24 protein-coding genes are annotated in these 25663 nt (G+C 52.3%); 13 read left to right on the top strand and 11 right to left on the bottom strand.

The annotated features are described in order from the left end of the window. Nucleotides 1-55: 55 nt before the first annotated feature. Nucleotides 56-313: an accessory factor UbiK family protein gene (locus tag AC1WNR_RS00935; protein ID WP_481642689.1), complete on the bottom strand. Its 258-nt coding sequence runs from the start codon at nucleotides 311-313 to the stop codon at nucleotides 56-58. A 307-nt stretch (nucleotides 314-620) separates the two neighbouring features. On the opposite strand from AC1WNR_RS00935, the gene glnK (AC1WNR_RS00930) reads away from it, so the two are divergent. Continuing rightward, nucleotides 621-959 (top strand): P-II family nitrogen regulator, encoded by a 339-nt coding sequence (glnK, locus tag AC1WNR_RS00930; RefSeq protein WP_481642688.1) that lies wholly within the window; start codon nucleotides 621-623, stop codon nucleotides 957-959. 26 nt (nucleotides 960-985) lie between these two features. Then, nucleotides 986-2242: an ammonium transporter gene (locus AC1WNR_RS00925; protein WP_481642687.1), complete on the top strand. Its 1257-nt coding sequence runs from the start codon at nucleotides 986-988 to the stop codon at nucleotides 2240-2242. Between the two features lie 259 nt (nucleotides 2243-2501). On the opposite strand, the gene AC1WNR_RS00920 is transcribed toward AC1WNR_RS00925, so the two are convergent. Both AC1WNR_RS00920 and AC1WNR_RS00915 read right to left on the bottom strand, forming a co-directional pair. After that, entirely contained in the window at nucleotides 2502-4118 is a 1617-nt protein-coding gene (locus AC1WNR_RS00920) for an alpha-amylase family glycosyl hydrolase (RefSeq protein WP_481642686.1), read from the bottom strand. A gap of 1 nt (nucleotide 4119) precedes the next feature. Continuing rightward, nucleotides 4120-5211, bottom strand: coding sequence for an ABC transporter ATP-binding protein (locus tag AC1WNR_RS00915; RefSeq protein ID WP_481642685.1), 1092 nt, complete (start codon nucleotides 5209-5211; stop codon nucleotides 4120-4122). Between the two features lie 227 nt (nucleotides 5212-5438). Between AC1WNR_RS00915 and malE the strand changes: the two genes are divergently transcribed. The 5 genes from malE (at nucleotide 5439) to glnK (AC1WNR_RS00890) (ending at nucleotide 10528) form a co-directional block, all read left to right on the top strand. Continuing rightward, entirely contained in the window at nucleotides 5439-6605 is a 1167-nt protein-coding gene (gene malE / locus AC1WNR_RS00910) for a maltose/maltodextrin ABC transporter substrate-binding protein MalE (protein WP_481642684.1), read from the top strand. Between the two features lie 48 nt (nucleotides 6606-6653). After that, nucleotides 6654-8150, top strand: a complete 1497-nt coding sequence (gene malF, locus AC1WNR_RS00905) for a maltose ABC transporter permease MalF (protein WP_481642683.1) — start codon at nucleotides 6654-6656, stop codon at nucleotides 8148-8150. 1 nt (nucleotide 8151) lies between these two features. Continuing rightward, nucleotides 8152-9045, top strand: a complete 894-nt coding sequence (gene malG, locus AC1WNR_RS00900; RefSeq protein WP_481642682.1) for a maltose ABC transporter permease MalG — start codon at nucleotides 8152-8154, stop codon at nucleotides 9043-9045. A gap of 3 nt (nucleotides 9046-9048) precedes the next feature. Continuing rightward, nucleotides 9049-10065 (top strand): LacI family DNA-binding transcriptional regulator, encoded by a 1017-nt coding sequence (locus tag AC1WNR_RS00895; RefSeq protein ID WP_481642681.1) that lies wholly within the window; start codon nucleotides 9049-9051, stop codon nucleotides 10063-10065. Nucleotides 10066-10189: 124 nt separating this feature from the next. Then, on the top strand, nucleotides 10190-10528 hold the full coding sequence (gene glnK, locus AC1WNR_RS00890) for a P-II family nitrogen regulator (protein WP_481642680.1): 339 nt from the start codon (nucleotides 10190-10192) through the stop codon (nucleotides 10526-10528). Between the two features lie 61 nt (nucleotides 10529-10589). Here glnK (AC1WNR_RS00890) and AC1WNR_RS00885 read toward each other — a convergent pair whose 3' ends face one another. Continuing rightward, nucleotides 10590-11846, bottom strand: coding sequence for a HAMP domain-containing sensor histidine kinase (locus tag AC1WNR_RS00885; RefSeq protein WP_481642679.1), 1257 nt, complete (start codon nucleotides 11844-11846; stop codon nucleotides 10590-10592). Further along, nucleotides 11846-12562 (bottom strand): response regulator, encoded by a 717-nt coding sequence (locus AC1WNR_RS00880; RefSeq protein WP_481642678.1) that lies wholly within the window; start codon nucleotides 12560-12562, stop codon nucleotides 11846-11848. The genes AC1WNR_RS00885 and AC1WNR_RS00880 overlap by 1 nt, the downstream gene beginning before the upstream one ends. A 156-nt stretch (nucleotides 12563-12718) precedes the next feature. On the opposite strand from AC1WNR_RS00880, the gene AC1WNR_RS00875 reads away from it, so the two are divergent. Continuing rightward, the gene (locus AC1WNR_RS00875; RefSeq protein WP_481642677.1) at nucleotides 12719-13297 is read left to right on the top strand and encodes a hypothetical protein; all 579 of its coding nucleotides are present in this window, start codon (nucleotides 12719-12721) and stop codon (nucleotides 13295-13297) included. A gap of 172 nt (nucleotides 13298-13469) precedes the next feature. Next, nucleotides 13470-13913 (top strand): Spy/CpxP family protein refolding chaperone, encoded by a 444-nt coding sequence (locus AC1WNR_RS00870; RefSeq protein ID WP_481642676.1) that lies wholly within the window; start codon nucleotides 13470-13472, stop codon nucleotides 13911-13913. A gap of 69 nt (nucleotides 13914-13982) precedes the next feature. Here the strand turns inward: AC1WNR_RS00870 and AC1WNR_RS00865 are convergent, their stop codons facing one another. Beyond that, on the bottom strand, nucleotides 13983-14837 hold the full coding sequence (locus AC1WNR_RS00865; RefSeq protein ID WP_481642675.1) for a BrxR family helix-turn-helix transcriptional regulator: 855 nt from the start codon (nucleotides 14835-14837) through the stop codon (nucleotides 13983-13985). Nucleotides 14838-15028: 191 nt separating this feature from the next. Between AC1WNR_RS00865 and AC1WNR_RS00860 the strand changes: the two genes are divergently transcribed. Both AC1WNR_RS00860 and AC1WNR_RS00855 read left to right on the top strand, forming a co-directional pair. Then, the gene (locus AC1WNR_RS00860; protein ID WP_481642674.1) at nucleotides 15029-15238 is read left to right on the top strand and encodes a hypothetical protein; all 210 of its coding nucleotides are present in this window, start codon (nucleotides 15029-15031) and stop codon (nucleotides 15236-15238) included. Between the two features lie 67 nt (nucleotides 15239-15305). Then, nucleotides 15306-17132, top strand: a complete 1827-nt coding sequence (locus AC1WNR_RS00855) for an ABCB family ABC transporter ATP-binding protein/permease (RefSeq protein WP_481642673.1) — start codon at nucleotides 15306-15308, stop codon at nucleotides 17130-17132. 93 nt (nucleotides 17133-17225) lie between these two features. On the opposite strand, the gene AC1WNR_RS00850 is transcribed toward AC1WNR_RS00855, so the two are convergent. The 5 genes from AC1WNR_RS00850 to AC1WNR_RS00830 are packed head-to-tail and all read right to left on the bottom strand — an operon-like array spanning nucleotide 17226 to nucleotide 22363. Further along, nucleotides 17226-19121, bottom strand: a complete 1896-nt coding sequence (locus AC1WNR_RS00850) for a beta-galactosidase (RefSeq protein ID WP_481642672.1) — start codon at nucleotides 19119-19121, stop codon at nucleotides 17226-17228. A 21-nt stretch (nucleotides 19122-19142) separates the two neighbouring features. Further along, nucleotides 19143-19745, bottom strand: a complete 603-nt coding sequence (locus tag AC1WNR_RS00845; RefSeq protein WP_481642671.1) for a 2-dehydro-3-deoxy-6-phosphogalactonate aldolase — start codon at nucleotides 19743-19745, stop codon at nucleotides 19143-19145. Continuing rightward, nucleotides 19738-20649: a 2-dehydro-3-deoxygalactonokinase gene (locus AC1WNR_RS00840; RefSeq protein ID WP_481642670.1), complete on the bottom strand. Its 912-nt coding sequence runs from the start codon at nucleotides 20647-20649 to the stop codon at nucleotides 19738-19740. Before AC1WNR_RS00840 ends, AC1WNR_RS00845 begins: the two co-directional genes overlap by 8 nt. Continuing rightward, complete coding sequence (locus tag AC1WNR_RS00835) at nucleotides 20646-21416, bottom strand: SDR family NAD(P)-dependent oxidoreductase (RefSeq protein WP_481642669.1); 771 nt, start codon at nucleotides 21414-21416, stop codon at nucleotides 20646-20648. The genes AC1WNR_RS00840 and AC1WNR_RS00835 overlap by 4 nt, the downstream gene beginning before the upstream one ends. 35 nt (nucleotides 21417-21451) lie before the next feature. Next, complete coding sequence (locus AC1WNR_RS00830; protein WP_481642668.1) at nucleotides 21452-22363, bottom strand: helix-turn-helix domain-containing protein; 912 nt, start codon at nucleotides 22361-22363, stop codon at nucleotides 21452-21454. 178 nt (nucleotides 22364-22541) lie between these two features. Here AC1WNR_RS00830 and AC1WNR_RS00825 point away from each other — a divergent pair, with 178 nt between their 5' ends. Together AC1WNR_RS00825 and AC1WNR_RS00820 are read left to right on the top strand one after the other, a co-directional pair. Then, nucleotides 22542-24563, top strand: coding sequence for an ABC transporter substrate-binding protein (locus AC1WNR_RS00825; protein WP_481642667.1), 2022 nt, complete (start codon nucleotides 22542-22544; stop codon nucleotides 24561-24563). A 77-nt stretch (nucleotides 24564-24640) separates the two neighbouring features. Further along, on the top strand, nucleotides 24641-25663 hold the full coding sequence (locus AC1WNR_RS00820) for an ABC transporter permease (protein WP_481642666.1): 1023 nt from the start codon (nucleotides 24641-24643) through the stop codon (nucleotides 25661-25663).

Genomic DNA, 25663 nt, shown 5'->3' with positions numbered 1-25663 from the left:
AGCAGCAGATCTGGACCCTGTTATTAAAGCCGCTTTTTAAGCTGCAGCTAGAAGCCTACTGCTGCTCATTCAGGCGCGCTTCAAGAGCGGCAACCTGCGCTTCGAGCTGCTCAAGTTTCTCTCGGGTTCGACTCAGAACAGCCGCCTGGGCATCAAATTCATCCCGGGTCACCAGATCTAGCTTAGAAAAACTGCTCTGCAACATCTGCTTGATCTGCTGCTGTAGCATCTCCTGCCCCGGAAGATCTGGTCGAGATTGCATGAACTGCGCCATTCCAGCACTGATTGACTCGAAAACCTTGGGATCGATCATCTTTTTCATCTCCAGAAAAAACGCCAAAAAAGAGCACACAGTATACCAGCCGCTAGCCACACCCCCCAATTGAATACACAGGCTGTCTGCACCATCTCGCAATGCACCAAAATAGTGCGCGCACCAAATATGTGCACGCATCACTCTCCAAAAAGGTGCACAGACTTTTTCCTAAGAACTTTCCCCACGCATAAAAACACTTATAACTCATTGTTTATAAATAATTTTATTAATAGTTGGCACGACTTACGCAATCCCAGACATACGAATTCGAAAAAGACCGATTTTCTTTCTAAGGAGAACAGACATGAAATTAGTGTCAGCCGTTATCAAGCCCTTCAAGCTCGACGACGTGCGTGAAGCACTGTCAGAGATTGGTGTGCAGGGCATCACCGTCACAGAAGTTAAAGGCTTCGGCCGCCAGAAGGGCCACACCGAGCTCTACCGGGGCGCCGAGTATGTTGTCGACTTCCTCCCTAAAGTTCGTTTAGACGCTGCTGTCTCTGACGAGCTGGTAGATCAGGTTGTCGAGGCGATCACTAAAGCAGCTCACACCGGCAAGATCGGCGACGGCAAGATCTTTGTCTCTGAGCTGGAACAGGTTATCCGCATCCGTACCGGCGAAGCCGGCAACGACGCACTTTAATTTTGCTGCCATTGGAGGACTGAACAATGGAAGAGATGCTCAACACAACAGCTGTGGATGTAACTCAGCTCAAGTATGCACTAGACACCTTCTACTTCCTGGTGTGTGGTGCCCTAGTCATGTGGATGGCTGCTGGCTTCGCGATGCTCGAAGCAGGTCTGGTCCGTTCTAAAAACACAACTGAAATTCTAACCAAGAACATCGCGCTCTACGCGATCGCTTCTATCATGTACTTCGTCAGCGGCTACGCAATCATGTACGGCGGCGAGTACTTCCTGTCCGGTATCACTGGCGATGGCTTCTCCGGTGACGAGCCTGCAACCTATGCGCCATCGGCAGACTTCTTCTTCCAGGTGGTATTCGTCGCAACGGCTATGTCTATCGTCTCGGGTGCAGTTGCTGAGCGTATGAAGCTTTGGGCATTCCTAGTCTTCGCAGTTGTCATGACTGGTTTCATTTACCCTATGGAGGGTTCATGGACTTGGGGCGGCAACGCTGTCTTTGGCATGTACACTCTGGGTGACCTCGGATTCTCTGACTTCGCAGGTTCAGGCATCGTACACATGGCTGGTGCAGCTGCTGCTCTGGCGGGTGTTCTGGTACTGGGTGCTCGTAAAGGCAAGTACGGCAAGAACGGTGAGATCAATGCGATCCCAGGTGCTAACCTGCCACTGGCTACCCTGGGTACATTCATCCTGTGGTTGGGATGGTTTGGCTTCAACGGTGGTTCGGTTCTGGCGACTTCTGATGTTGCGAACTCAAACGCTGTCGCAGTTGTCTTCATGAACACTAACGCTGCTGCCGCAGGCGGTGCTGTTGCTGCCCTGATCGTAGCTCGCATGCTATTCGGCAAAGCTGACCTGACAATGGCACTGAACGGTGCGCTGGCTGGTCTGGTAGCTATTACAGCTGAACCTTCTACTCCTTCTGCACTTCAGGCTCACATCTTTGGTGCGCTGGGTGGCGTACTGGTAGTCTTCTCTATCCTGACTCTTGATAAGATGAAGATTGATGATCCAGTCGGTGCGATCTCTGTACACGGTGTTGTAGGTCTGCTGGGTCTGCTTCTGGTACCAGTAACTAACGATGGCTCTAGCTTCTCTGGCCAGCTGATCGGCGCAGGTACCATCTTCGTTTGGGTATTCGTAGTCAGCCTGATCGTATGGACCATCATCAAAGCTGTGATGGGTGTACGAGTAAGCGAAGAGGAAGAGTACGAAGGTGTAGATATCTCTGAATGTGGTATGGAAGCGTACCCAGAGTTCACCACTACTCGCAAGTAACCCACATCTGTTGACCGCGGCTGAAGGACTCAGCCGCCCTCTCCAGCCCCAGCCTTCCAGCTGGGGCTTTTTTGTGCATGGACGCACTTATACCCGTCCGGGCACAGGTGCCGCGAAGCACAAGGATGTGCGAGAGCGGCGCCGTAAGTCTGGAATTAGCCCGACGGATGTACTGTATATCGGCAGTGCAGGAGCACACTGCCGGGGCTCGTGGGCCACCGCTTAAAGTTAAGCACTGAGAGACCTGCGCAACATCACCCTACTTTGTCCGCATCACTACCCTGTACTCACCAGGCTGCAATTCAGCACCCGGCACACCGAACACCAACTCACCCGGCACTTCATCTACAACGGCACTGGTTGAACCTAGATTGATATCCACTCGCACCATCTGCTTATCTAAGCTGCGCTCATAAGCCAACAGGGGCTCGGCTGCATCAACAAACCTAAACTCACCGCGACGCACAACATCGTTACGCTTGCGCCAACTCAGCAAGCGCACATAGAAAGCGTGCAGCGATGCGCTATTCGAAACCTGCTGATCCACCGCTTTCGCCAAGTGCTCAGGCGATACAGGCAACCAAGGTTTGGCATCGGAAAATCCCGCATTCACAGCCTCAGCGTTCCATACCATCGGCGTCCGGCAACCATCTCTACCTTTATATTCAGGCCAGAAGGTAATGCCCGGGGGATCGACCAGATCCTCAAACGCCAAGTCCGCCTCGGTTAGGCCCAGTTCCTCGCCCTGATAGATGCAGGGTGTACCAAACAGAGTCGCAAGCAGTACCGCATGACTCTCCAGCGCGCTGCGACTCGCCTCCGCCTCACCGTCAACCAACCAGCGGCTCGCTGTACGTTTGACGTCGTGATTTGAAGTCGCCCAACAAGGCCAGCTCTCGGTTTGATTCTCAACAAAGGGCATCACCTGCTCAGTGATAAACTCAGCTGAGTGGTCTGGCCCCATCAACGCGAAGCTGTAGGCGGTATGCAGTTTGTCATCGCCCAGTGTGTACTCGAGCATCCGCTCTATCTGCCGCTCACAACCAATCTCTCCAAGCAGTACCGCCTGGTAGCCGTCACAGAGTTCGCGCATACGCCCCAACCAGACAATATTTTCCGGGCGAGACTTGTCATAGTAGTGATGCTGATGATCATAAACCGAGTGCGAGCGATCGCTTGGATCCTGCGTTATGCTGGATATGTTCGGCGGATTGTCGCGTAGGCGCTGATCGTGGAAATAGTAGTTCACGGTATCGAGGCGAAAACCATCCACGCCAAGATCCAGCCAGAACTTCATCGTTGCAAGAATTGCATCCTGCACCTCAGGTTCATGGAAATTGAGATCCGGCTGTTCCGTCAGAAAGTTATGCAGATAATACTGCCTGCGGCGCGCATCCCACTGCCAAGCAGTGCCGCCGAAGATTGATAGCCAGTTCGTTGGTGGAGTGCCATCATCTTTCGGATCGGACCAGACATACCAGTTGGCTTTGTCGTTGGTTCGGTTCTTTCGACTCTCAACAAACCAGGGGTGTTGGTCAGATGTGTGGCTAAGCACCTGGTCGATAATAATGCGCAATCCAAGTGAGTGGGCTTTCTCTACCAGTTTTTTGAAGTCATCAAGATTGCCAAATATCGGATCAACATCGCAGTAGTCACTGACATCGTACCCGAAGTCTCTCATGGGTGATTTGAAGAAGGGTGATAGCCAAACTGTGTCGACCCCAAGACTTGCCAGATACTCCAATCTGGAGCTGATGCCCTGCAAATCCCCGACGCCATCTCCAGTACTATCCTGAAAACTGCGCGGGTAAACCTGATAGATCACCGCGTCTTTGTACCATTCAGGTGGACGCAAAGAGAGATCAATCGCACTCATATCAGCACACCTCCACAGCAAGCTGGGTCTGAGAGTCAAACAGACGCACATCAGCGGACTTCAGCGTAAAGCTCATCTCAGATCCTGCATGCACAGGGGCAATATCGGTAAATCGGGCGGTAAGCTTGTCGCCAACCCCTAGGTCGAATCGGACAAACTGGTCTGCTCCGGTCACCTCAACGGAGACTGCACTTAGCCGCACGCTGATATCACCAAGTTCCGGATGACAGTGTTCAGGGCGCACCCCTACCAGCACCTGATTACCTTGTTGAAGCTTGCTTGTCTCATACGCAGGCAGACGAAGACGCTGACCATCACTCAGCTCTACCGCAAATCCAGCAGAACGATCCACGCGCGCCTTGGCGATATTCATCGGTGGCGACCCCATAAAGGAGGCAACAAAGACATTCGCAGGATTATGATAGATCTCTGCCGGCGTTCCGTACTGCTGCACACTTCCGCCGTTGAGTACCGCAATCTGCGTTCCCATGGTCATCGCTTCAACCTGATCATGTGTAACGTAGACAAAGGATGAACCTGTCTTCTGGTGCAGCGCTTTGAGCTCAGCACGCATCTCGACTCGCAGCTTGGCATCCAGGTTCGAGAGCGGTTCATCAAACAGATAGAGTGACGGCTGACGCACCAGCGCGCGACCGATAGCGACACGCTGACGCTGCCCCCCCGATAGCTGTGCAGGTTTACGATCTAGCAAGGCTTCAATCTGTAGCAGCTTGGCCACTTCAGAAACCTTTGCCTGCTGTTCTGACTTCGGGACGCCTCGGACTTTCATACCGAAGGCGATATTCTGGCCTACCGTCATGGTCGGATAGAGAGCATATGACTGAAAAACCATGGCGATATCACGATCTTTGGGCTCTACCTCTGTCACGGTTCGCCCAGCGATCTCAATAGCGCCAGAAGTACAGGTTTCTAGCCCGGCAATGCAGTTAAGGAGCGTTGACTTACCGCATCCGGAGGGGCCAACCAGAATCAGAAAACCACCGGGCTCCATCTCTATATTGATCTTCTCCAGCACGGAGACATTGTTTTCGTAGACCTTATCCAGATCCGAAATCTTCAGCACCGATTCCATCGTCTCTTGACACCCTCGCTCTAATTTTCTGCAAAATCTTACACAGGTTACGGCGAATTCACCACGCATTTTCAAATCGATTTAATTCCTAAATTCACCATTTAGATAGCCAAATACGTGACTTTATCTGCCGAATAGAAGATTTCAAACTCAACACTTCCAAATCGATTTAAATTTCTGTACAAATACAGCACTTACTTAAATAAACACAACAATGAGGTCAAAATATGCAGACTCCAGTTCGCAAACTCCTGGCAGTAGCGGTGCTTGCTGGCATGGCATCAAGCGCTCAAGCTTTCGAAGACGGCAAACTCGTCATTTGGGGCGAGCGCGGCGCAGACGCTTGGGCTGAGATAGGTGCAGCATTCGAAGCTGATACAGGTGTGAGCCTAGTTATCGAAAACCCAGATCCAATCACTGAAAAGTTCCAACAGGCAGCATCAACCGGTGATGGCCCTGACCTCATCTTTTTCGCTCACGACCGCTTTGGTGATTGGGCGAATTCAGGCCTGATTTCCGCCGTTGACGTCGATGCTGACCTCAAAAAAGAGTCGGCTGAGTTTGCCTGGAACGCAGTAACAATTGGTGACAAGGTATACGGTTACCCAATCTTTGCTGAAGCCGTATCACTGATCTACAACAAGAACCTGGTGCCAAACCCACCCAGCTCGTTTGAAGAGATCCTCGCTGGCGATGTAAAAGTTCCAGACGGCGTTCAGCCAATTCTTTGGGACTACAACAACACCTATTTCACTATGCCACTGCTGCACGCAAACGGCGGCTATGCATTCGCCAAGAAAAACGGCATTTACGATGGTAAAGATACCGGTGTGAATAATGCCGGCGCCAAACAGGGTGCTGCAGTCATCAAACAGTTGATCGACAACGGCATGCCTGCAGGTGCTGACTACGGCATCATGGATTCGGAATTCGCAGCTGGCAAAGTCGGCATGATCATCAACGGGCCTTGGTCTTGGAGTGGTTACGAGCAGGCTGGCCTCGACATCGGTCTGGCGCCTATTCCATCAATCAACGGAAATGCCTCAAAACCTTTTGTTGGCGTTTTCTCGGTCGCTACCAATGCGGCAAGCCCAAACAAAGACCTGGCGAAGCTCTTCATGGAAGAGTATGTGATGACGCAGGACGGCTTGGGTAAACTGGCCGCTTCACTGAATGGAGCGATGGTTAACGCAGCCGTTGCAGCTACTCAAGATGACCCACGTTTGGCAATTACTCTAGAGAACGCAGCGAACGGTATTGCGATGCCAAACAACCCTGAAATGGGTGCGTTCTGGGGCGCAATGGGCCCAGCACTGGCTAACATCTCAGGCGGTCAGCAGAGTGCTGAAGACGCACTGGATGATGCTGCCAAACGTATCCTGAGCGGCGAATAATCCACCGCTACTGACAAGCGCCGGGGCACTCCCCCGGCGCCATCACTTATGACACTAAAACTCAACGCCCAGACACTCACGACTGCCGCTGTACTGCTTTTACTGCTGTACGCTAGCACTGCGCTATTCATCACCCAACAGTACGCGCTGGCCATGGTCTTTGTGGTGCTTACGGCGGCGTTTGCCATCATCTTCACATCGAAGCGGCTCTATACTGCCCGCTTTTACTACCCGGCTATTGGCGGGCTATTGCTGTTCACTGTTTTCCCGGTGCTCTACACAGGGTATGTAGGTTTCACAAACTACGGTGGATCCAACCTACTCAGCTTCGAGCAGGTACAGCGCTTCTACACCACACAAGTGGTCGTCGATAAGAGCACTGAGCAACAGTTCAAACTCAGCGAGACCAGCGATGGGTTAAAGCTTTGGCTGCCTGATTCTCAACTGCTTTCAGAACCGTTTACCGCGGATTCAACAGGTTCAATACTTCAGCTAGCACCTTCAACAGAACCGACAGAGACTCTGCCGATTAAAGCGATGGTTAAACAGCGCAAGCTGCTGGGCACGCTAAATTTTGAAACGCCTGATGGAGTGCTACTCCAGAGCGCTAGCATCAAAACACTGGCTACAGTTGTACCCGCCTACCGCTTGATTGATGAGACCGGACGGCTCGAGGACGCTAACGGTCAGATCCTGACGCCGGACCACTCCGAAGGGTACTACCAAACAGCAGATGGTGAGCATCTGAAGCCTGGCTGGAAGACCTGGGTCGGAGGACGCAACTTCGATCGCATGCTCAACTCTGAGGGGATTCGCGAACCGATTGTTGAGATCTTTATCTGGACCCTTATCTTCGCCTTTGGTTCAGTTCTAGGCTGCTTCGGTGTTGGCATGCTGCTCGCACTCATTCTGCAATGGCCCGAACTGCGTGGTAAGAGCATCTACCGTATTCTGCTAATTCTGCCTTATGCGGTGCCCGCGTTTATCTCGATCTTGGTATTCCGCGGACTCTTCAACCAGAACTTCGGCGAGATCAACTTCCTGTTAGATACATTGTTCGGCATAAAACCTGACTGGTTTACCGACCCCTTCCTGGCTCGCTCAATAGTACTCTTCGTCAACATATGGCTGGGTTACCCCTACATGATGTTGCTGGCGATGGGGTTCCTACAGTCTATCCCGACCGATCACTATCAAGCTGCAGCTATTGAGGGGGCGGGGCCTGTGCGGCGGTTCTTCTCCATCACACTGCCACAGATTTTGCCGCCTTTTGTGCCTATGTTGATTTCAGCTTTCGCTTTCAACTTCAACAATCTGGTGCTGATTATTCTGCTGACTCGCGGCGGACCCGATATGCCAGGAACGCTTATACCAGCGGGTAGCACCGATATTCTGGCTTCCTTCACCTACCGCATCGCGTTCTCAGACTCAGCGCAAGATTTTGGCTTGGCAGGCGCGATATCGATGGTGATGTTCATTATCGTGGCCGTTATCGCCTACGCCAATCTAATAGCGATGCGCAAAATGGCTAAGGGGACGCGCTAGTATGAGCATGGTACACGCCAAAAAGAATCTGTTTGTGCGCAAGCTTCTGGCTCACGGATTTCTGTGGATCTTCCTCGGCATTATTCTATTTCCCTTCTTCGTCACGCTGTCGATCTCTTTTCGAGAGGGTAACTTCGTTACCGGAAGTCTTATCCCAAGCAACCCAACGTTGGAGCACTGGTATCTGGCGTTTGGACTTGAGTACGTTCGCCCAGATGGCACAGTAGTAGAGCCACCTTTCCCGGTGTTACTCTGGTTGTGGAACTCGGTGAAGATCGCCTTTATCGCATCCTTTGGTGTGCTCTGTATGGCTGCCACAGCCGCCTATGCCTTCTCACGATTGCGATTCCGAGGAAAAGCGACACTGTTGGATACCATGCTGGTCGTACAGATGTTCCCGGCAGCACTGGCAATCGTTGCGCTATATGCGCTGTTTGACTCGCTTGGCGACGTGTTACCGATCCTCGGAATCGATAGTCACTGGTCACTGATACTGGTTTATCTCAGCGGCGTTGCGATGCATATCTGGACCATCAAAGGCTATTTTGACTCAATAGACCCAGCGCTGGATAAGGCCGCAGCGATTGATGGCGCCAGCCACTTCCAAACCTTTAAATGGATATTTCTACCCCTAGCAACACCCATTTTGGCGGTAATATTCGTGCTGGCCTTCATTGGCGCAATTGGCGACTACCCTCTCGCCAGTATAATGTTGCGCGCCGAGGAGAACCTAACCCTCGCTGTAGGCTCGCGCCAATATCTAATGGATAACAAATATATGTGGGGCGATTTCGCTGCAGCTGCAATCCTATCCGGAGCACCTATCACAATGCTGTTCCTTTTCGCGCAGCGTTTCCTGGTCTCGGGCCTGTCAGCCGGCGGCGTTAAGGGGTAAAGCATGGCAACTTTACAAGATATTGCCGACCATCTTGGCTTGTCTCGCGCTACCGTATCCCGGGCGCTTAATGATTTTCCGGAAGTTAGCGCAAAGACCAAAACCAAAGTCCGCGAGGCGGCCAAGCAACTTGGGTATCGCCCAAATCTGCATGCCCGCAAATTGATAACGGGACGCTCCGGCGTAGTCGCACTGCTAGTGCAGGAAGAGAAAAACAGCTTGCTGGATCTCTCTACCGACTCTTTCCTAGGCCAGCTTACTCACACCCTTGCGGAACATGACCTAGACCTAGTCGTGCGCCTAATTTCACCCTCAGAGAAAACGGAACCGTACAAACGTTTTGCTACCCGCAACTTCGTCGACTGCATCATTATCAACGCTCCTCATGTAGACGACTACCGCATAGAAGCACTTGAAGAGGCAGGTGCAAAGTATGTAGTCCACGGTCGCGATATTCGTCATCAAGGCTACGCCTACTACGACATCGACAACTTTGGAGGTGCCAAACAGGCGGCTGATTACCTCTGTGATTTAGGCCATGAACGCCTGGCCATTCTTCTCAGTGATACCAATCTCGCGTTTGCCGCCAGCCGACTCGATGGGTTCGAAAGTGCAGTCGCTAAGCACAGTGGCTGTAGTTCAGAACTGCTAATCGACGAGCACCAGTCCCATTTCGCTTACTCAATTGCGAAACGCGCACTGAGCCAGGCCGATTGCCCTACTGCCATATACTGCGCTAACGGGTTGTTCCAAGCATTGGGCGTCTACCGAGCCGCGCGTGAACTTGGGTTAAGAATTCCCGAGGATCTCTCTGTCATTGCACACGATGATGATATATCTCAGGGTCAGACCAACGAGTTCAGCCCACCGCTAACCGTGACACGCAGGCCAATTAATGACGCATGCGCCCCTATAGCAAAAATGGTTCTCGATCTGATTGAGGATAAACCCGCAGCGAAGATGCAACGCGTGGACAGCGTCGAGCTGGTCGTACGTGGTTCAACTGCCCGCAAAAAATAACCGACTTGAGTAACCCCGCTTTAGCATCCATAATGCGCTGTAATAAGATTTTGTTTTCTTAATAACCCAAAGTGAGCAATGCGCTAGTCAGGGCTGATGAGCGTTCACTACTAAGGAGAAAAGAATGAAACTGGTTTCTGCGGTTATCAAACCCTTCAAACTCGACGATGTACGTGAAGCACTTTCAGACATCGGCATACAGGGTGTCACCGTAACTGAAGTTAAAGGTTTTGGTCGCCAGAAGGGACACACCGAACTCTACCGTGGTGCAGAGTACGTTGTAGATTTCCTTCCTAAAGTAAAAATAGAGGTTGCTATCGACGACGATATGGTTGATCAGGTGATTGAAGCGATCACTAAAACTGCGAACACTGGTAAGATCGGCGACGGCAAAATCTTCGTTATGCCAGTTGAGCAGGTTATCCGTATCCGTACAGGTGAGACCGGTTCAGACGCGTTGTAATAGCAGTAAGATCATAAAAAAGGAGCCTGATGGCTCCTTTTTTATGGCTGAAGTTTGACTCTTACCGCAACGGCAGAATCAAAGTAGCACTGAAGCCGCCAGAGTCCCGATTGGCAAAGCGAACCTCACCGCCAACTTGACGGGCCGCACGCTGACAGATACTCAAGCCCAGGCCATACCCGCTAGATTTAGCGCCACGTTTAAACGGCTGACCCAACTGAGCAAGCAGTTCACCAGGCACACCAACACCATCGTCAAACACCTCTACCTTGAGCTGTTCACTGGTGCTAATCGCCTTCAGTTCAACTTTGGCGCTATCGCCAGCGTGCTTAACAGCGTTAGCCAATAGATTGTTCACGATTCGACTAAGCGGCTCGGCAGAGAAACGCACAGACTCGCCTACTGCGTTGAAGTCAGCACTAATCTCGCGCGCTGGATCCAATAGTCGCGCATCCTCAATCAGCTCCTGCAACAGTGGTTTGAGCAGAACTGGCTGTTGATTCGCCTGGGCAACCTGCTGGCGCGAGAGTAAGAGCAGCTCACTAATCAACTTCTCGAGGCGCGCGCACTCGGTATTGATACGCACCACTAACTTGTCGTCTTCACCTAACTTCTGCTCGGCCAGACCGGCTGAAGCCTGAAGGCGCGCCAGCGGAGCACGCAGTTCATGTGAGACATCACGTAGGAGATTCTCTTGGGCGTTGAGCGTCTCTTCTACATAGCGAGCAGCCTGATTCATCTCGCGTGCGAGTTCGCCAAGTTCGTCTTTGCGATCTTGCAGCGCAAAACTACTCTTCGGGCGCCAGTCATCGCTGTCATAAACCTCTCGTACCTGAGCACGGAGCTTGTTGATCGGACGCACAATGAGCCAGGCGAGCAGTAGGCTGCTAATCAACGAGACAATAAGCAGCCAGAGAACCTGGAAAGAGAGCACAAAGTGGAACATCCGCTCCAACATTTGCGAATCGGGTGCCGAAGGGAAGAATATCTTGTATTCATTGCCCTGTTGAGACTCTACTTCAATGTGCTGAGCATCTCTCGGAGGCCGGCGTTTACCTCCGAAGATCTGGCGTCCTGATTTCTCATCGATCACCCAGATAGGTAAGCCACGCGCCTGACGGGGTTCCAGCTCTAAACCGGACTCATAGCGTTCGATAACTTGCTCAGCATATAGCTGAGCGCGTTCCTGCTGCAGCCCACGGCGCTCCTGCTCTTGCGCCAACTCTTGGTAGACACCCACACTTACAAGGATACCGGCCATACTGACCAGCCAGATAGCGCCAAAGATGCGCCAGAACAGCTTTTGATACCAGCGCATTAGCTCGACTCCCTCAGGGCTAACTGATACCCCTGACCGCGAACCGTTTTTATGCTCTCTGCCAGTCCTGTCGATACCTGCGCAAGCTTTGTACGGACGCGACTTACATGGACATCTATAGCGCGGTCATAGGCAGTTAATTTCCGGTGTAGAACCTGTTCGGTCAGTCGCTCTTTAGTTACAAGGTGGCCAGCTGACTGCATCAAATAAGCAAGCACACAGAATTCTGCGCTCGTCAGGCTCAGAGGTTCGCCAGCTATGCGCACCTCGCGCAGCTGAGGGTCGAGACTCAAATCACCGAGATGCATCTGCTGTTGTGGAAATCCATCGGCAGTTTCGGCTGGGTGCGACTGGGCACGGCGCAACACAGCTTTAATGCGAGCCAAGAGTTCACGTGGATTTGCGGGCTTGGGCAGATAGTCATCAGCCCCCATCTCCAATCCCAGAATTCGATCGATATCATCACCGCGGCCAGTCAGCATAATTACTGGTGTCTGCATGCGCGGGCGCACCTGCTGCAAGAGCTCTAAACCGGACATGCCCGGCATCATAATATCCAGCACCCAAAGGTCGAAACTCTCTTGAGCATTCAGGCGGGCAATGGCAGCCTCGGCACTATCAGCGGTCTGGACCTCAAATCCCTCGTTGCCAAGATACTCAGCCAATAAGTCAGAAAGATCGGTGTCATCATCAACTAGCAGAATGCGTGCAGCCATTTTCTCGTAGTGTCCTTATTCAATCGATATCTGCAGTTTAATGCTCATTTAAAATACTTACACAAACTTAACGCAACTTTACGTTGCCCTTACCCAACTTAACGCGCGCCAAGACCATACTGGACTCATCAAAACGAACAAGTTGGAGATACAACGATGAATACCCTGAAAAATGTTTCAATCCTTGGCGCAGCAATCCTGGCAACTTCTGCAGTAAACGCCGCAGACCTAACTTACGCTGAGAGCGAAGCCACAGTCGGCAGCGCTTATGTAATGGCAGCGACTTCTGGTGAATCACAACAGCCGACACTGCGGGCAATTGACGAAGCGTCTGTCGCATCAGCATTCGTACAGCAGCCAACATACGGTAAAGCAACACCTGTTGAGAACCGAGCTCTGAGCGAAGCGACTGTTGCGACCGCTTACCAGTACAACGCAGCTGAGACGACTGAATCTGCTGCACCAAAAGTTATTGCAGCAGTTGGAGCAACCTACGCTGAACAGGAAGCACAAGTCAGCTCGGCTTACGTGATGGCGCCAACATACGGCGAATCCCAGCAGCCTGCTCTGCGTGCCATTGGCGAGGCAACCGTGGCAACCGCCTACACCCAGGAGCCAACGTATGGTGTGCAGCGCCCAGCCGAGAATTACGCTGCAGCTGAAGCGACTGTCGCTCATGCTTTCGACATGAAAGGCTTCGAAGAGGCTCCATACGGCAACACTGCATCTGAGTAAGCCGCGCTTACCTAACTAACTTCAACGCCCGCAAAAGCGGGCGTTTTTTGTTAGTAAGAGCCGATCATCTTTACCCTTCTTTACGCTATCGCAACCCAACTTAGCATTGCTCCTCGCCATAATGAATTCATCGAAACAGAGACATTGATGAGCCCTCAACGGAGAGACAACCATGAAAAAGAGACTGATCGCTATATTGACTGCTGTAACCCTGACTGCCGGTGCTATCTCTGGCGTAGCATTCGCTCACAAAGGCAGCAAAGGCCCTGAGGGTGCTGTTGAACGCTTAACTGAGCGTCTTAACCTGACTGAAGAGCAGCAGGTGCAAATCAAAGAGATCTTTGACCAAAAGGTCCTCGATCGTAAAAACATGATGGAGAGCACCACCGAAGAGCAGCGTGAGAACCTTCGCGAGAATGCGCGTGACGCGATGAAAGCTCAGACTGAGTCACAGATTAAAGCACTGCTAACACCTGAACAGGTCGCTCTATTTGATCAGATGCATGCCGAAAAAGAGGCGCGCGGCGATCGTGAGCATAAAGGCAAAAAGGGCCACGGCGAAGGTAAGGGCTGGGGTAAACGCGGCGGCCACGGTGAAGAGAAGTGTGACGACTAACACGTCGCTAGATTAAATTAACAAGGGGACTTAGGTCTCCTTGTTCGCGTACGGACGACAACATCCGTACTAGAAAGCAAAGCTAACGACGCTCTCCCCGCTATCCGCACTGACTGCCAGAACCGGAAACCGCTGTGGCATCTGCGCTGCTTCGCTCAGTTCCGCATCGCTGGTCGGCAGCAGGTTGGCCTGCAAAAAATAGGTGATCAGCGCCTTTCGGATCTTAAATGGCTCTAGCTGATTTAGATCGTAGTCATCACTGATCAAGGTCTGCTGCTCAGGCAAAAGTGCAGGATTCGGGACTAGACGCACCTCTAGACTCTCCTCCCAGGCGCTATCCTCTGGTAACAGGTCGGGCTCACCGAACTTTAATTTAGGGGTCCCGCGAAAACGGTTGAGGACAAAATCACGAAAGCCCTGGCGTTCCCAGCAGTACGCACGAACGTGCAGACGGTTACTCGCACTAATAATGGCGCAGGGTGTCAGACTACGGCGGGAACCGCTTGGGTTCTGCATCGAGACATAGGTCGTTTCAAACCGGATACGGTGCTCGATGGCGGTAAGTATCGCTGCGAGTGTACCTGGCGCGGTACTGCGACTGAGTACCGGCACCGAGTGAAAGTCAGGGTTGCTCGGCACAGCCAGACGCGAGATGGTGATCAACGAGTCTGCTGAGTCGGGAATCAATTTCGGTTTAAATTCGGAGGTTGGCTTATAGCTGCGATCAGACGGTTCATAAGGACGCACGTTCTCAGGTGCCAACTCGATATAGGTGTGTATTGACTCGAGAGCTTGTGGGCGCAGAATCCCGAAAGCCCCGGTTAGCATGGTGGGCGTCACTTCGCGCTCCCACAGCAACTGACGTTCGATAAAGCGCAACCGCTGGAGTTGCGGCCAGGAGGTCTCATTAATCGTTACGGCCATCTTTCCATTCCTTTGTATCGGGCTAGCCATTCTCTGCATTGCAGTCTAGCAGTTAAAGCTCTTTATACCTCAAGGAAAAGTAGATCTTAGCCGTTAACTTATACGTAGAACAAAGAGAAGCTCACGCACTCAGGGACTGAAGGGTAAGACGTGACACACCAGTAGAGTGTTTTTGCACTCGAGGGGTCAATATGGGCTATGTCCTAGTATTCGTAAGCCTGCTGGGTACAGGCGAAGTCGCAGCCACATCAGAGGGTCATTACCTGAAGATGAGCACCTGTTTTGAGGAGCGCGAATTGCTGCTCAAAGAGCTAAAACGCGAGGCTGATCCGGCTGAGCAAACAGTTCAGGCCGTCTGTCTTGCAGCGCCCGATGTACTTGAACTAGCAATGATAGACTGAACACCCGCTCCACATTTCTGATAGGCTTCAATAACAATAAAACCCCTCTCATTCGGAGCGCCGTATATTGCGCCATTCTAGTTCGGCTGACAGTGCCTCCAACGACCGTAAACCGGCTGGTTGGTCTGAGGCTTTTGATGTGATTAAGATGATCTGGCCCTATCTGTGGGAGTTTCGTGCTCGCCTCGGATTTGCCTTTGTGCTGCTTGTGCTCGCGAAGGTGGCCACGGTCACTATGCCTTGGGTTCTCAAGCAGATTGTTGATGGTCTGGATGAGTCGATCAATCCGGTGCTCGTCGTTCCGGTCATGCTGATTATCGCCTATGGCCTGTTACGTTTCGGATCGGTCTTCTTTGCTGAGGCGCGAGATGCAATATTCAGTCGGATAACTGAACGGGCCATGCGCTCCATGGTGCTTAAGGTTTTCCGCCATCTCCATTCGCTAGAGCTTGAGTTCCACCTTTCGCGTCAAACAGGTGGCATATCACGCGATATTGATCGCGGGGGGAATGGTTTTAGCTTTTTGATGCGCATGCTGGTGTTCAATATAGTGCCAACCCTGATCGAACTGGGTATGGTTGCCGCGATTTTACTAGTTAACTTCAGTTACCTCTATGCGATTATCATTCTCGTCAGTGTTGGCTGCTACATCTACTTCACCATTTTGACAACCGAGTGGCGCAACCGTTTTGTGCGTGAAGCCAATCAGCTGGACTCCCAATCCAACACTCGCGCCATCGACTCCTTACTCAACTATGAGACGGTTAAGTACTTCAACAACGAGGAGTTTGAGGCGCAGCAGTATGACTCCAACCTGGCGCGATGGGAGAGCGCACGCCTGAAAACCCGCATGACCCTGATGCTACTGAACTCAGGTCAGGCACTGATTATTGGCTTAGGGATGGTACTTTTGTTGTGGATGGCTGCGCGCGATGTTGCCAGCGGCGCAATTACGTTGGGTTCGTTGGTGATGATTAACGCCTACATCCTGCAACTGTTTATGCCACTTAATTTCCTCGGCATGGTCTACCGCGAAGTGCGCCGTGCACTGACAGACCTAGAGAACATGTTTGGCCTGCTCAAGCGCAATCCCAGCATTGAAAACGCTCCAGCAGCTATGCCCCTCAGAGTAACAGAGGGCGGAATTGAATTTGATAAGGTGAGCTTTGCCTATCACAAAGAAAGGCCGATCCTGAAAGATCTGAGCTTTAAAGTCGAGCCCGGATCGAAGGTGGCGATCGTAGGCCCAAGCGGGTCAGGCAAATCGACCTTGGCCCGTCTGCTATTTCGTTTCTACGATATTCAGAGAGGCGCGATACGCATTGATGGGCAGTCAATCAGCCAGGTTACACAAGAGAGTCTGCGACAGGCCATTGGCGTAGTCCCTCAGGATACAGTTCTGTTCAACGACAGCATCTACAACAATATCGCCTACGGGCGCCCTACCGCCTCTGCTGAAGAGGTGCGTGATGCAATTCTCATGGCTAATCTCGAGCCCTTCATTAGCTCCCTACCCGAAGGCACCGAAACCAAAGTAGGCGAACGAGGACTGAAAGTCTCAGGTGGTGAAAAGCAACGTATCGCGATTGCGCGGGTATTACTGAAACGTCCACCAATCCTCCTGTTTGACGAGGCAACTTCGGCCCTCGATAGCGCAACAGAAAAGTCCATTCTTGCTGCGTTCGAGACACTCGCTCGCAACCACACCAGCCTCGTAATCGCTCACAGACTCTCTACGATTGTTGATGCAGATCAGATACTTGTAATGGAGCACGGCGAGCTAATCGAAACCGGAACACACCAACAACTCTTAGCCAAGGCCGGACGTTACGCGCAGATGTGGCATCTGCAGCAAGAGAACGAGCCTGACTCAGCGCCTGATACAAGCCAATAACTGATGAGACGAACTCAGATATTCACCCAGCCTTTAAACATAGATTGCGAGCGAGATTATAGCTGGCGAAGGCTAATATCTGTTTAAACCGCCCTAGAGCGCTTCAATTTTTACTCCGGTCGGAGGCAACTCTAAACCACGAAATACCACAGGCTGACTATCGTAGTTAAACCAGAACCGATGTGTTTTGGTCTCCCTCAATCGCAATCCCTCGGGCAGCTCGTACGTATTGATGCCCAACTGCGATAGCAGATTAGCAAAGAGCGAATGCGCGTATTCAGCATCGGGCCAACCACACAGATAGAAGTTGGCGTTCTGTTCGAGCAACACAGGCCGGCCCGTCTCCGTGCGATGCACCACAAGCTCATCGGGAGCATCATAGTGCTCAAACCAATGCTCTATCGCACCGGTACCGGTGTTATAAGCCGCACTGGCCCGCAAGGATTCAACACGGTCCTGATGGACTGTCTCAAAAAGCAGCGGTTGATGCGTATCCATATGGAAATCTTCCGTACGGCTGCCAGTTCGTGGGCCCATCAAAAGAATTGAAGCGCAATCTCGCATTTGGGACAGTAGCGTTTGATCAACACTCATTAGCCCAGGGACACAGAGCAGTTTGTAGCGTTGTTGAGAGATACCCTGCTTGCTGATGATATCGACGTTGACACCTAGACGACGCAGGGCCCGGTACTGCTCGAATACTAATCTGAAGTAGTCGAAGCTCTCTCCTTGAGGCTGAGTTTGCCAGGCCCAAGCGGACTCATAATCGAACAAAATGGCCACATCTGCCGGTTTCTGCGCAAGCTCACCGAGTTGCGCTAGTAAAGCTGCTGTCGCCTGAGCCTCTTTCAATCCCTGGGCCGGACGGCCATCTGCCGTCAACAGGCCGGCGTGATGTTGCTCCTGGGCAAATGGCAGTTGTCGCCAGCGAAAATAGCTAACCACCTCTGCCCCATGGGCGATCGCCTCTAAACTCCAGAGCTTCACCATGCCATCGAGAGGCGCAGGATTAAACGGCGCCCAGTTTACCGGACCCGGTTGCTGCTCCATGACCCACCAACGGCCTCGCCCTACCGCGCGATATAAATCGTGATGAAACGCCTGAAAATCCGGGTCTCCCTGACGTGCGAACCGCGCACGCCAAGCCTCACCATAGTCACTTCGATCCTCGAGGAAACCTAGCGGATAGGCGTCCCAACTTGCGATATCTAAGTCTGCGCCAACGGCGAAATGGTCAAACTCAACAATGCGGCCCATGTAGTTATGGATCAGTGCAGCAGGGGTGTGGCGGCGCAGAATCTCCGTCTGTAGACGGTTAAAGCTCACCACCTGGCCAGAGCTAAAACGTTTGAAATCCAGTTCATGGCAGGGCGCTGCCTCGGTCACAGTCAGATTCGGCAACCCTATCTCATTGAAGGACGCATACTCCATCGACCAAAAAACTGTGCCCCAGGCTTCATTCAGTCGTTCAATCGTTTGATAACGCTGCTGCAACCAAATGCGAAACTCGACTAGCGCAGCATCGCTGTACGATAGGACTGTATCGTGACAACCATATTCATTGTCGGTCTGCCAAGCTTGTATCGCCGGGTGAGAGCCATACCGCTGGCCCAAGCTCTCTACAATATCTGCACAGGCTTGGCGGTAGCCTTGGTGACTGAAACAGTAGTGGCGCCGCGATCCAAACCCTCGTTCACGACCTTCACGATCAACTGCCAGCATGTCCGGGTAAATATCTAACATCCATCGTGGCGGCGTGGCGGTCGGAGTTCCCAATACAATTTTCAAACCAGCATTGGCCAGAGTCGCTATCGCTCTGTCGAGCCACTCAAACTGAAACTGCCCAGGTTTGGGCTCTAACCGACTCCAGGCAAACTCTCCAATGCGGACCCACGAAAGACCAGACTCAACCATCATCTGAGCATCAATTGCCCAGCGCTCTTCAGGCCAGTGCTCTGGGTAGTAACAACAACCAAGTTCGGGCTTCATATCGGCGAGCTCCAAGAGGCATTAAAGTTGGTCGTACGCAGCGACGATCCCTTTCGCGATAGTGTGCACTTCATCCACAGTGCGACCTGCCTTGTAGAGTGAGCTACCTATACCAAAACCGGTCACGCCAGCGGCACGCCACTGTCCCAGATTGTCATTTGCGACGCCCCCAACAGCGTAAAGTTTCATCTCAGATGGCAGAACGGCTTTGAACGCTTTAACGCCCGCAACGCCAACCAAATCAGCAGGGAAGAGCTTCAGCCCCGTGGCACCTGCATCGATCGCGGCAAAACACTCAGTAGGTGTCATAACACCAGGATAGGAGAGCATGCCAAGTTCTCGCGTACGCTCAATCACGGCAGTATTGGTGTTGGGCGAAACGATCAGTTTTGCACCTGTCGCAGCGACTGCCTCGGCTTGCTCGACATTGAGAACTGTGCCGGCACCAATGAGCGCATCCTTACCGAATGCCTCGACCATTTTAGCAATGCTAGTAATCGGGTCAGGGGAGTTAAGCGGGACCTCAATGCGGCTGAATCCAGCGTCTATTAGAGCACTGGCCACATCCACTGCTTCAGAAGGTTTGATACCGCGCAGTATGGCGATTAGCTCTCGATCAGACATTATTTCGATCCTTATAGGCAGTGTAAGCGGCTGTTAAACCGGCCAGCGTCATCTCTTGGGTATCCAGCATCTGCGCTGCTCTCCCCACTAAACTCAATGCACGTTGATAGTGTCGCGCTAGTGCCGAGGCACCGATAATAGCAACTTCATTAGACTCCCAGTACGAGCGCGTCGAAGCCAGCTCCAGACCGATCAGGTAACCAGACAAGCGTGCGGCATTGCCGCCTCTAGGATCCTCGCTAACCAGAGACTCAGCGCGCAAACCAAACAACCACCCACTGATTTTCTCAGGTGCATCTAATGCCTCAAGAACCGCAGCATCAAACACCTCATCCAACCAGTCTTGCTGATCAATCGAGAAGCGCAGGACTGAGCTTTTCGACAGCAGGTCAAATATCTCACCCGTCATGTAACTCTGGAATTCCGTCACAGCCCCCTGATCAACCCGTGCCCACTTACAATGCGTACCGGGCAAACAGACAACGCCAGCATAATCTGCATAGTTACCCAACAAGCCTGCTATTTGTGTCTCCTCCCCGCGCATTACATCGGCGGGATCCAGCTGCTTAAGCCCCCAGCAGATACGTACGTCGACCTTCAGTGACTGAGTTTCAGCTCGGCTTAATTGGATAGAAGGCCTGCAAGGGACCGCTTCATACGGCACCTCCTGCCAACCCTGTCGGGCACCAACCATGCCGCATGCAATCACCGGCACAGGACCAGTCGCATCGTTTATCCACGGCTCAATTAAACCAAGCAGGGTTGGTTCAAACTCGTCGCGCGCTAGCTTTGCCATGCCCGTGTCAGAGCTCTGACTATCTATCACACTACCGCGGCTATCCAGCGCCCAAAGGCGCATCCGACTGGTACCCCAGTCAACCGCAATCCACTCCAGGTTACTCATCCCGTAACCACCACACCGCCGTCAACTACCAGCGCTTGCCCGGTAATCATGCGGCTGGTTTGCGAGGCAAGAAAGAGCGTCGCATCAACCACATCTTGGGGTTTTAGGTGCTCTTTTAGACACTGTTTTTCCAGGTGCGTCGCCAGATCCTCGGGCGTAGCCCACATCTCCAATTGCTTATCTGTTAATACCCAGCCCGGCATCAGTGCATTGACGCGAATATTGTCCGGTCCCAACTCCCGTGCTAACGAGCGTGTTAAACCTGTAATTGCAGCTTTAGAGGTGGCGTACGCTGGGTAGCCGGCATTGCCCATCATGTAGGAGATGGATGAGTAGTTGATGATCGAACCGCCACCGGCCGCTCTCATGCCCTCAAAAACGGCCTGAGCGGTAAAAAAGTGCGGGCGAAGATTCACTGCCATACCCCGATCCCACTCATCGACGCTGTAGTCATTGAGAGTATGGCGAGCATCATTGGCTGCGTTATTCACCAGGACAGAGATAGTGCCAAGCGCTGTCTCAACCTGTGCGATGGCAGCTTTAAGCGCATCAACATCAGAGATATCGCACTGAACGAAAAGAGGTGCGTTAGGATATTTCGCCGCCATCTCCTCAACAAAGGAGCTCGCATCGGAGCGCTGAACAAAACCGACCTTAGCACCTTGCTGCAGGAAGCCTTCAGTAAGGGCCGCACCAATGCCTGACCCACCACCGGTGATGAAAACCACGGTATCGCGTAGGTCGTGAAATGTAGCTGTCTGTGTCATTTAATCTGTCCTATTAAAGCAAAAATTGAAGCGGCCTAGCCCCTTCGCATGGTCCGTCTATATTTAGCCGGTGACATACCCTCGTTGTGCTCTGCGAAGGCATCATAAAAGCTAGAGAGACTGCCAAAGCCACTATCCATCGAGATATTGACGATCTTTTGATCGGTTTCACTGAGTAACATTTTGGCGTGACTCAGCCGCGTACGTGTGAGGTGGTGTTTAATTGATACTCCCATCACCTCTTTGAATAACGTCATTGCTCGTCCAGCTGATAGGCTTACCCCGGCCGCAATATCGGCGATGCTTACCGGCTGGTTGAAGTTATCCGCGATAAAGCGGAGCAACGCCTCCACATGATTCATCGTCCGCACATCAGCATCTAAAACAGATGAGGCTGAGCGCGGATCCAAGAGTACATCCCACCCTTCCAGGCCGAGTCGACGCAAGCGGTTGCTGATCTCGTCCAGATGGGTGCGGCGCCAGGCACCATTCTCTCGATCGCGTTCTCGTTCATTCCACAAGCGGTCCATCAGGCCAGCATCATCGAAACTGCTGGTGCGACCCGCAATCACCGTACCGGCAAGTATCGCCTGCACCAGCTCCTCAGGTAGCCCCCAGCGCAGAAACTGGCCGAGAGATAGGTAGAGGTTAGTAATTTCTCCCCCCGGAGAAACAGAGATGACGCGGTGGGGTTGGGCTCCCCAGAAAATCGTGAGCGAATCTCGTTTTACACTCACAGGCACGCCGGAGAAGGAGTACTGCATCTCACAGCCACGTAAAAAGTTGATCTCGACGGAGGTGTGGTGATGGAAAGGCGCATCAAACATAGCCGGCTCATGCCGCTCAATAATGAACTGATTCGGCGCAGGCATGCGTGTGCGGTCATGCTGTTCAGAGTAGGGAACGACCTCTGCAACATCTCTCGCCCTAGCCAAATTTGCGCCCATAAGTTACTGCCTTTGAAAAACGTTTCGCAGACATAATTAACGAAGCCTCTCTAATCACACAACAGCAAAACTCGAGAATAGACCCTTTTCTGGAAACTCACATTAGTTTTTCGGAAGTTTACTGCGGTAATTTCCCAGTAGATTAAAAATGCGCTGAACAATAACAAAGGAAAAGCCGATGTTTAGATTAAAACCCTTAAGCTGCGTTGTTAGCACCCTGTGCGCTACCGCCCTGTTATCAACACCTGCAGTTGCAGATCAGATGCCTCCAGAAAAGAGTCTGGCAGGTCTTAACTATGAGCTGATCGGACGTGATGACCTCTGGACCTACAAATCGTTGTCGAAATACAACGAAGCACCATTCCTCTCTGACCTTGTGGCAGCTGGCAAGCTCCCTAAGATTGAAGATCGCCTCCCTAAAGAGCCACTAGTTCACAACTCAGGCGTGATGTCGGACGGTGTGGGCACTTACGGCGGTGTTTTCCGCCATGTAATCGGCGGTCGCCCTGAAGGCTTCAACTGGCTTGCAGGTCAGCACCAAGGCTGGGGTGGTATCAACATGGCGGTGCAAGAGTGTCTCGTGCGCCAGGGTCCACGTTGGCAGGTTAAACCTGAAGACCAGACCGGCCCGTTACCAAACCTCGCCAAGAGCTGGGAGTGGAACAGCGACATGACCGAGCTAACCATGCATCTTGTTGAAGGTGTTAAATGGTCTGACGGTGATGCGTTCGATACCGAAGATATTGCGTTCTGGTACAACGACAACGTCGAAGATCCAAACGTAAACGCGCGTATTTCGCAGGGTTCTTTTGGCGGTGGTGCTAAGCTCGAAGTCATCGACGCGCACACCTTTAAGTTTGTATTCCCGTCTGCACAGTCCAATACTCTGGTTGAAGGTCTGGCGTACATTCAGGGTTGTCCGGGTCCGTCTCACATCCTGAAAGAGTCGCACCCTAAATACAATTCAGCGAAGACCTATGACGACTATCTGAACGCCGCGCCTTCAGACAAAATGCCGGTTGTTGGCCTAGGTGCCTGGATTCCAGTCGAGCACAAGCCCGACGAGATCGTAATCCTGCGTCGCAACCCCTACTACTTTAAAGTCGACGACAAGGGCAACCAGCTTCCATATATCAACGAGATGCACTTCAAGCTGACCACCTGGGATGACCGTACAACTCAGGCAGTAGCCGGCACCGGCGACTGGTCAAACATGGAGAACCCCGGCAACTTCGTTGAGGCGCTAAAGCAGTCTCAGGACGCAAGCTCGCCAGTTTCAGCTAAGTTTGGTCCGCGTACTCTGGCGTGGCGCATCGAACTGAACTTTGCCCAGAACATGGGTAAAGATGATTACGAAAAAGAGCTCCGCGGCCTGTTCCGCAATCTCGACTTCCGTAAAGCCATGTCTCATGCAATCGATCGTGATGCTGTAGGTCAGGCGCTTGCACGTGGCCCATTTGCCTACCCATACATGGGCGGCTACGCAACGGGTTCACCGTACTACAACGCTGACTCTACCGACTACACCCCGTTCGATCAGGCGAAGGCCGGTGAGCTGTTGGCAGGTCTTGGGCTGAAAGACACCGACGGCAATGGCGTATTGAACCTGCCGGGTACAGGTCAGGATCTGGTGATCGATATGACCTACAAAGCGCAGCGCAACGATGACCGCAAACAGATGGACGCGGTTACCTCACAGCTCGCTGAAGTCGGCATTCGTGTACTACCAAAATCGGTAGACGAGACCAGCTTTGACCCAATGCGCAACTCGGGTGACTTCACTGCCATCCTACAGCGCGCAAACTTCATCCTACCAACGCGTGAAACCTGCGGTAACTTGCCTGTGTCAGATATCTGTCCGGCATTCCACCTATCAGGCAGCGACGGTCGTGAGCTGATGTCGTTTGAAGCTGAGCTGGGCGAACTGGTGACTAAGTTCAACTCAACGGACGATGCCGCGAAGCAGACCGAGTATGCAAACCGCATGCAGCAGCTGCTGACTGAAAACGTCTACAACGTTGGCTTGGTGCAAGTTCCTGCAGCACTACTGGTAAACAAGCGTGTTAAGAACGCTCACCCTGGAACACCCGTATTTATGTACGAGTGGGCTGAGGATGGTGTAGTTCGCGAGCGCCTCTGGGTACCAGAAGATCAGCAGATGGCTGAGCTGCTACCTGGCACCATTCCGACTTACAAGTAAGTTCAGCGCAAATAGTCGCCCCCGGACTCCCGGGGGCGGTCTATCCAAGATTCTCACCCAAGCTTTAGGTCTTTAAGATGGACTTTGTCATTTTCTTTGCCAAACGAATGTTGGCGACCATACCGCTCCTAATCGGTATATCGATCGTCTCATTCGGGATTATCCAGGCCGTGCCAGGCGACTATGTCGACACTTGGATATCCGCCACATCGGCACAAACCGGCAAATCCTATGATGAACTCCTGCCTCAGGCCGAAGTGATGCGCGAACGCCTGGGACTAGACGAACCTCTACCGGTTCAGTATCTGGTATGGGTTAAAGATATTGTGATCTCTGGTGATTTCGGCATGTCCTTTCGACACAACCGACCTGTCACTGAGGTAATCGGTGTTCGCCTGCCGCGAACGCTCTTTCTGGCGATCATTACCGTCGTGCTGAGTCAGGTTATTGGTGTCATGCTAGGTATTTTTGCCGCAACACATCAGTACAAACTCGGCGACAACATCGCTACGTTTATCGCCTTTATCGGCATTGTCATACCGAAGTTCGTTATCTCACTGGTTATTCTCTACCTGCTGGCCTTCGTATGGCATTCCCCCTACATCGGGGCTGTGAACTCAGCACAGTATGTGCTGCAAGATTACTGGGATCTGCCAAAGTTTTGGGATTTCCTCAAGCATGTCTGGCCTGTACTGCTGGTCTCTATCTGGGCAGGACAGGCATACACCACTCGAATGATGCGCGGAAACCTGCTCGACGTAATGAATATGCAATACATCGAAACCGCACGTGCCAAAGGTTTGAGTCGTCGTAAAGTGCTCTATAAACACGCCGTACCGAACGCGCTCCACCCCGTCGTTATGAACCTCGGAACACGCTTCGATTACATGATTAAGGGTGAGATTGAGATCGCTATTGTCCTCGGTATTCCGACGGTTGGTCCGCTGATTCTCTCATCAGTGGCTGATCGTGATATGTACGTCGTCTCAGCCATATTCATGATGGTTGCGGTACTTCTTGTTCTAGGCAACCTGTTTGCCGATCTAATCCTGGCGCTGCTTGATCCGCGAGTTCGCCGTGCAACATTGGCGCGGGGTTGA

The sequence above is a fragment of the Marinobacterium marisflavi genome (genome assembly GCF_982447095.1).
The sequence above is the reverse complement of the archived record's forward strand: the minus strand, read 5'-3'. Positions and strand labels throughout refer to the sequence as shown.

What these genes read in the sequence shown, in the direction of transcription:
- AC1WNR_RS00935 (WP_481642689.1), bottom strand. Translation starts at nt 313, where the DNA reads ATGATCGATCCCAAGGTTTTCGAGTCAATCAGTGCTGGAATGGCGCAG.
- glnK (WP_481642688.1), top strand. Translation starts at nt 621, where the DNA reads ATGAAATTAGTGTCAGCCGTTATCAAGCCCTTCAAGCTCGACGACGTG.
- AC1WNR_RS00925 (WP_481642687.1), top strand. Translation starts at nt 986, where the DNA reads ATGGAAGAGATGCTCAACACAACAGCTGTGGATGTAACTCAGCTCAAG.
- AC1WNR_RS00920 (WP_481642686.1), bottom strand. Translation starts at nt 4,118, where the DNA reads ATGAGTGCGATTGATCTCTCTTTGCGTCCACCTGAATGGTACAAAGAC.
- AC1WNR_RS00915 (WP_481642685.1), bottom strand. Translation starts at nt 5,211, where the DNA reads ATGGAATCGGTGCTGAAGATTTCGGATCTGGATAAGGTCTACGAAAAC.
- malE (WP_481642684.1), top strand. Translation starts at nt 5,439, where the DNA reads ATGCAGACTCCAGTTCGCAAACTCCTGGCAGTAGCGGTGCTTGCTGGC.
- malF (WP_481642683.1), top strand. Translation starts at nt 6,654, where the DNA reads ATGACACTAAAACTCAACGCCCAGACACTCACGACTGCCGCTGTACTG.
- malG (WP_481642682.1), top strand. Translation starts at nt 8,152, where the DNA reads ATGAGCATGGTACACGCCAAAAAGAATCTGTTTGTGCGCAAGCTTCTG.
- AC1WNR_RS00895 (WP_481642681.1), top strand. Translation starts at nt 9,049, where the DNA reads ATGGCAACTTTACAAGATATTGCCGACCATCTTGGCTTGTCTCGCGCT.
- glnK (WP_481642680.1), top strand. Translation starts at nt 10,190, where the DNA reads ATGAAACTGGTTTCTGCGGTTATCAAACCCTTCAAACTCGACGATGTA.
- AC1WNR_RS00885 (WP_481642679.1), bottom strand. Translation starts at nt 11,846, where the DNA reads ATGCGCTGGTATCAAAAGCTGTTCTGGCGCATCTTTGGCGCTATCTGG.
- AC1WNR_RS00880 (WP_481642678.1), bottom strand. Translation starts at nt 12,562, where the DNA reads ATGGCTGCACGCATTCTGCTAGTTGATGATGACACCGATCTTTCTGAC.
- AC1WNR_RS00875 (WP_481642677.1), top strand. Translation starts at nt 12,719, where the DNA reads ATGAATACCCTGAAAAATGTTTCAATCCTTGGCGCAGCAATCCTGGCA.
- AC1WNR_RS00870 (WP_481642676.1), top strand. Translation starts at nt 13,470, where the DNA reads ATGAAAAAGAGACTGATCGCTATATTGACTGCTGTAACCCTGACTGCC.
- AC1WNR_RS00865 (WP_481642675.1), bottom strand. Translation starts at nt 14,837, where the DNA reads ATGGCCGTAACGATTAATGAGACCTCCTGGCCGCAACTCCAGCGGTTG.
- AC1WNR_RS00860 (WP_481642674.1), top strand. Translation starts at nt 15,029, where the DNA reads ATGGGCTATGTCCTAGTATTCGTAAGCCTGCTGGGTACAGGCGAAGTC.
- AC1WNR_RS00850 (WP_481642672.1), bottom strand. Translation starts at nt 19,121, where the DNA reads ATGAAGCCCGAACTTGGTTGTTGTTACTACCCAGAGCACTGGCCTGAA.
- AC1WNR_RS00845 (WP_481642671.1), bottom strand. Translation starts at nt 19,745, where the DNA reads ATGTCTGATCGAGAGCTAATCGCCATACTGCGCGGTATCAAACCTTCT.
- AC1WNR_RS00840 (WP_481642670.1), bottom strand. Translation starts at nt 20,649, where the DNA reads ATGAGTAACCTGGAGTGGATTGCGGTTGACTGGGGTACCAGTCGGATG.
- AC1WNR_RS00835 (WP_481642669.1), bottom strand. Translation starts at nt 21,416, where the DNA reads ATGACACAGACAGCTACATTTCACGACCTACGCGATACCGTGGTTTTC.
- AC1WNR_RS00830 (WP_481642668.1), bottom strand. Translation starts at nt 22,363, where the DNA reads ATGGGCGCAAATTTGGCTAGGGCGAGAGATGTTGCAGAGGTCGTTCCC.
- AC1WNR_RS00825 (WP_481642667.1), top strand. Translation starts at nt 22,542, where the DNA reads ATGTTTAGATTAAAACCCTTAAGCTGCGTTGTTAGCACCCTGTGCGCT.
- AC1WNR_RS00820 (WP_481642666.1), top strand. Translation starts at nt 24,641, where the DNA reads ATGGACTTTGTCATTTTCTTTGCCAAACGAATGTTGGCGACCATACCG.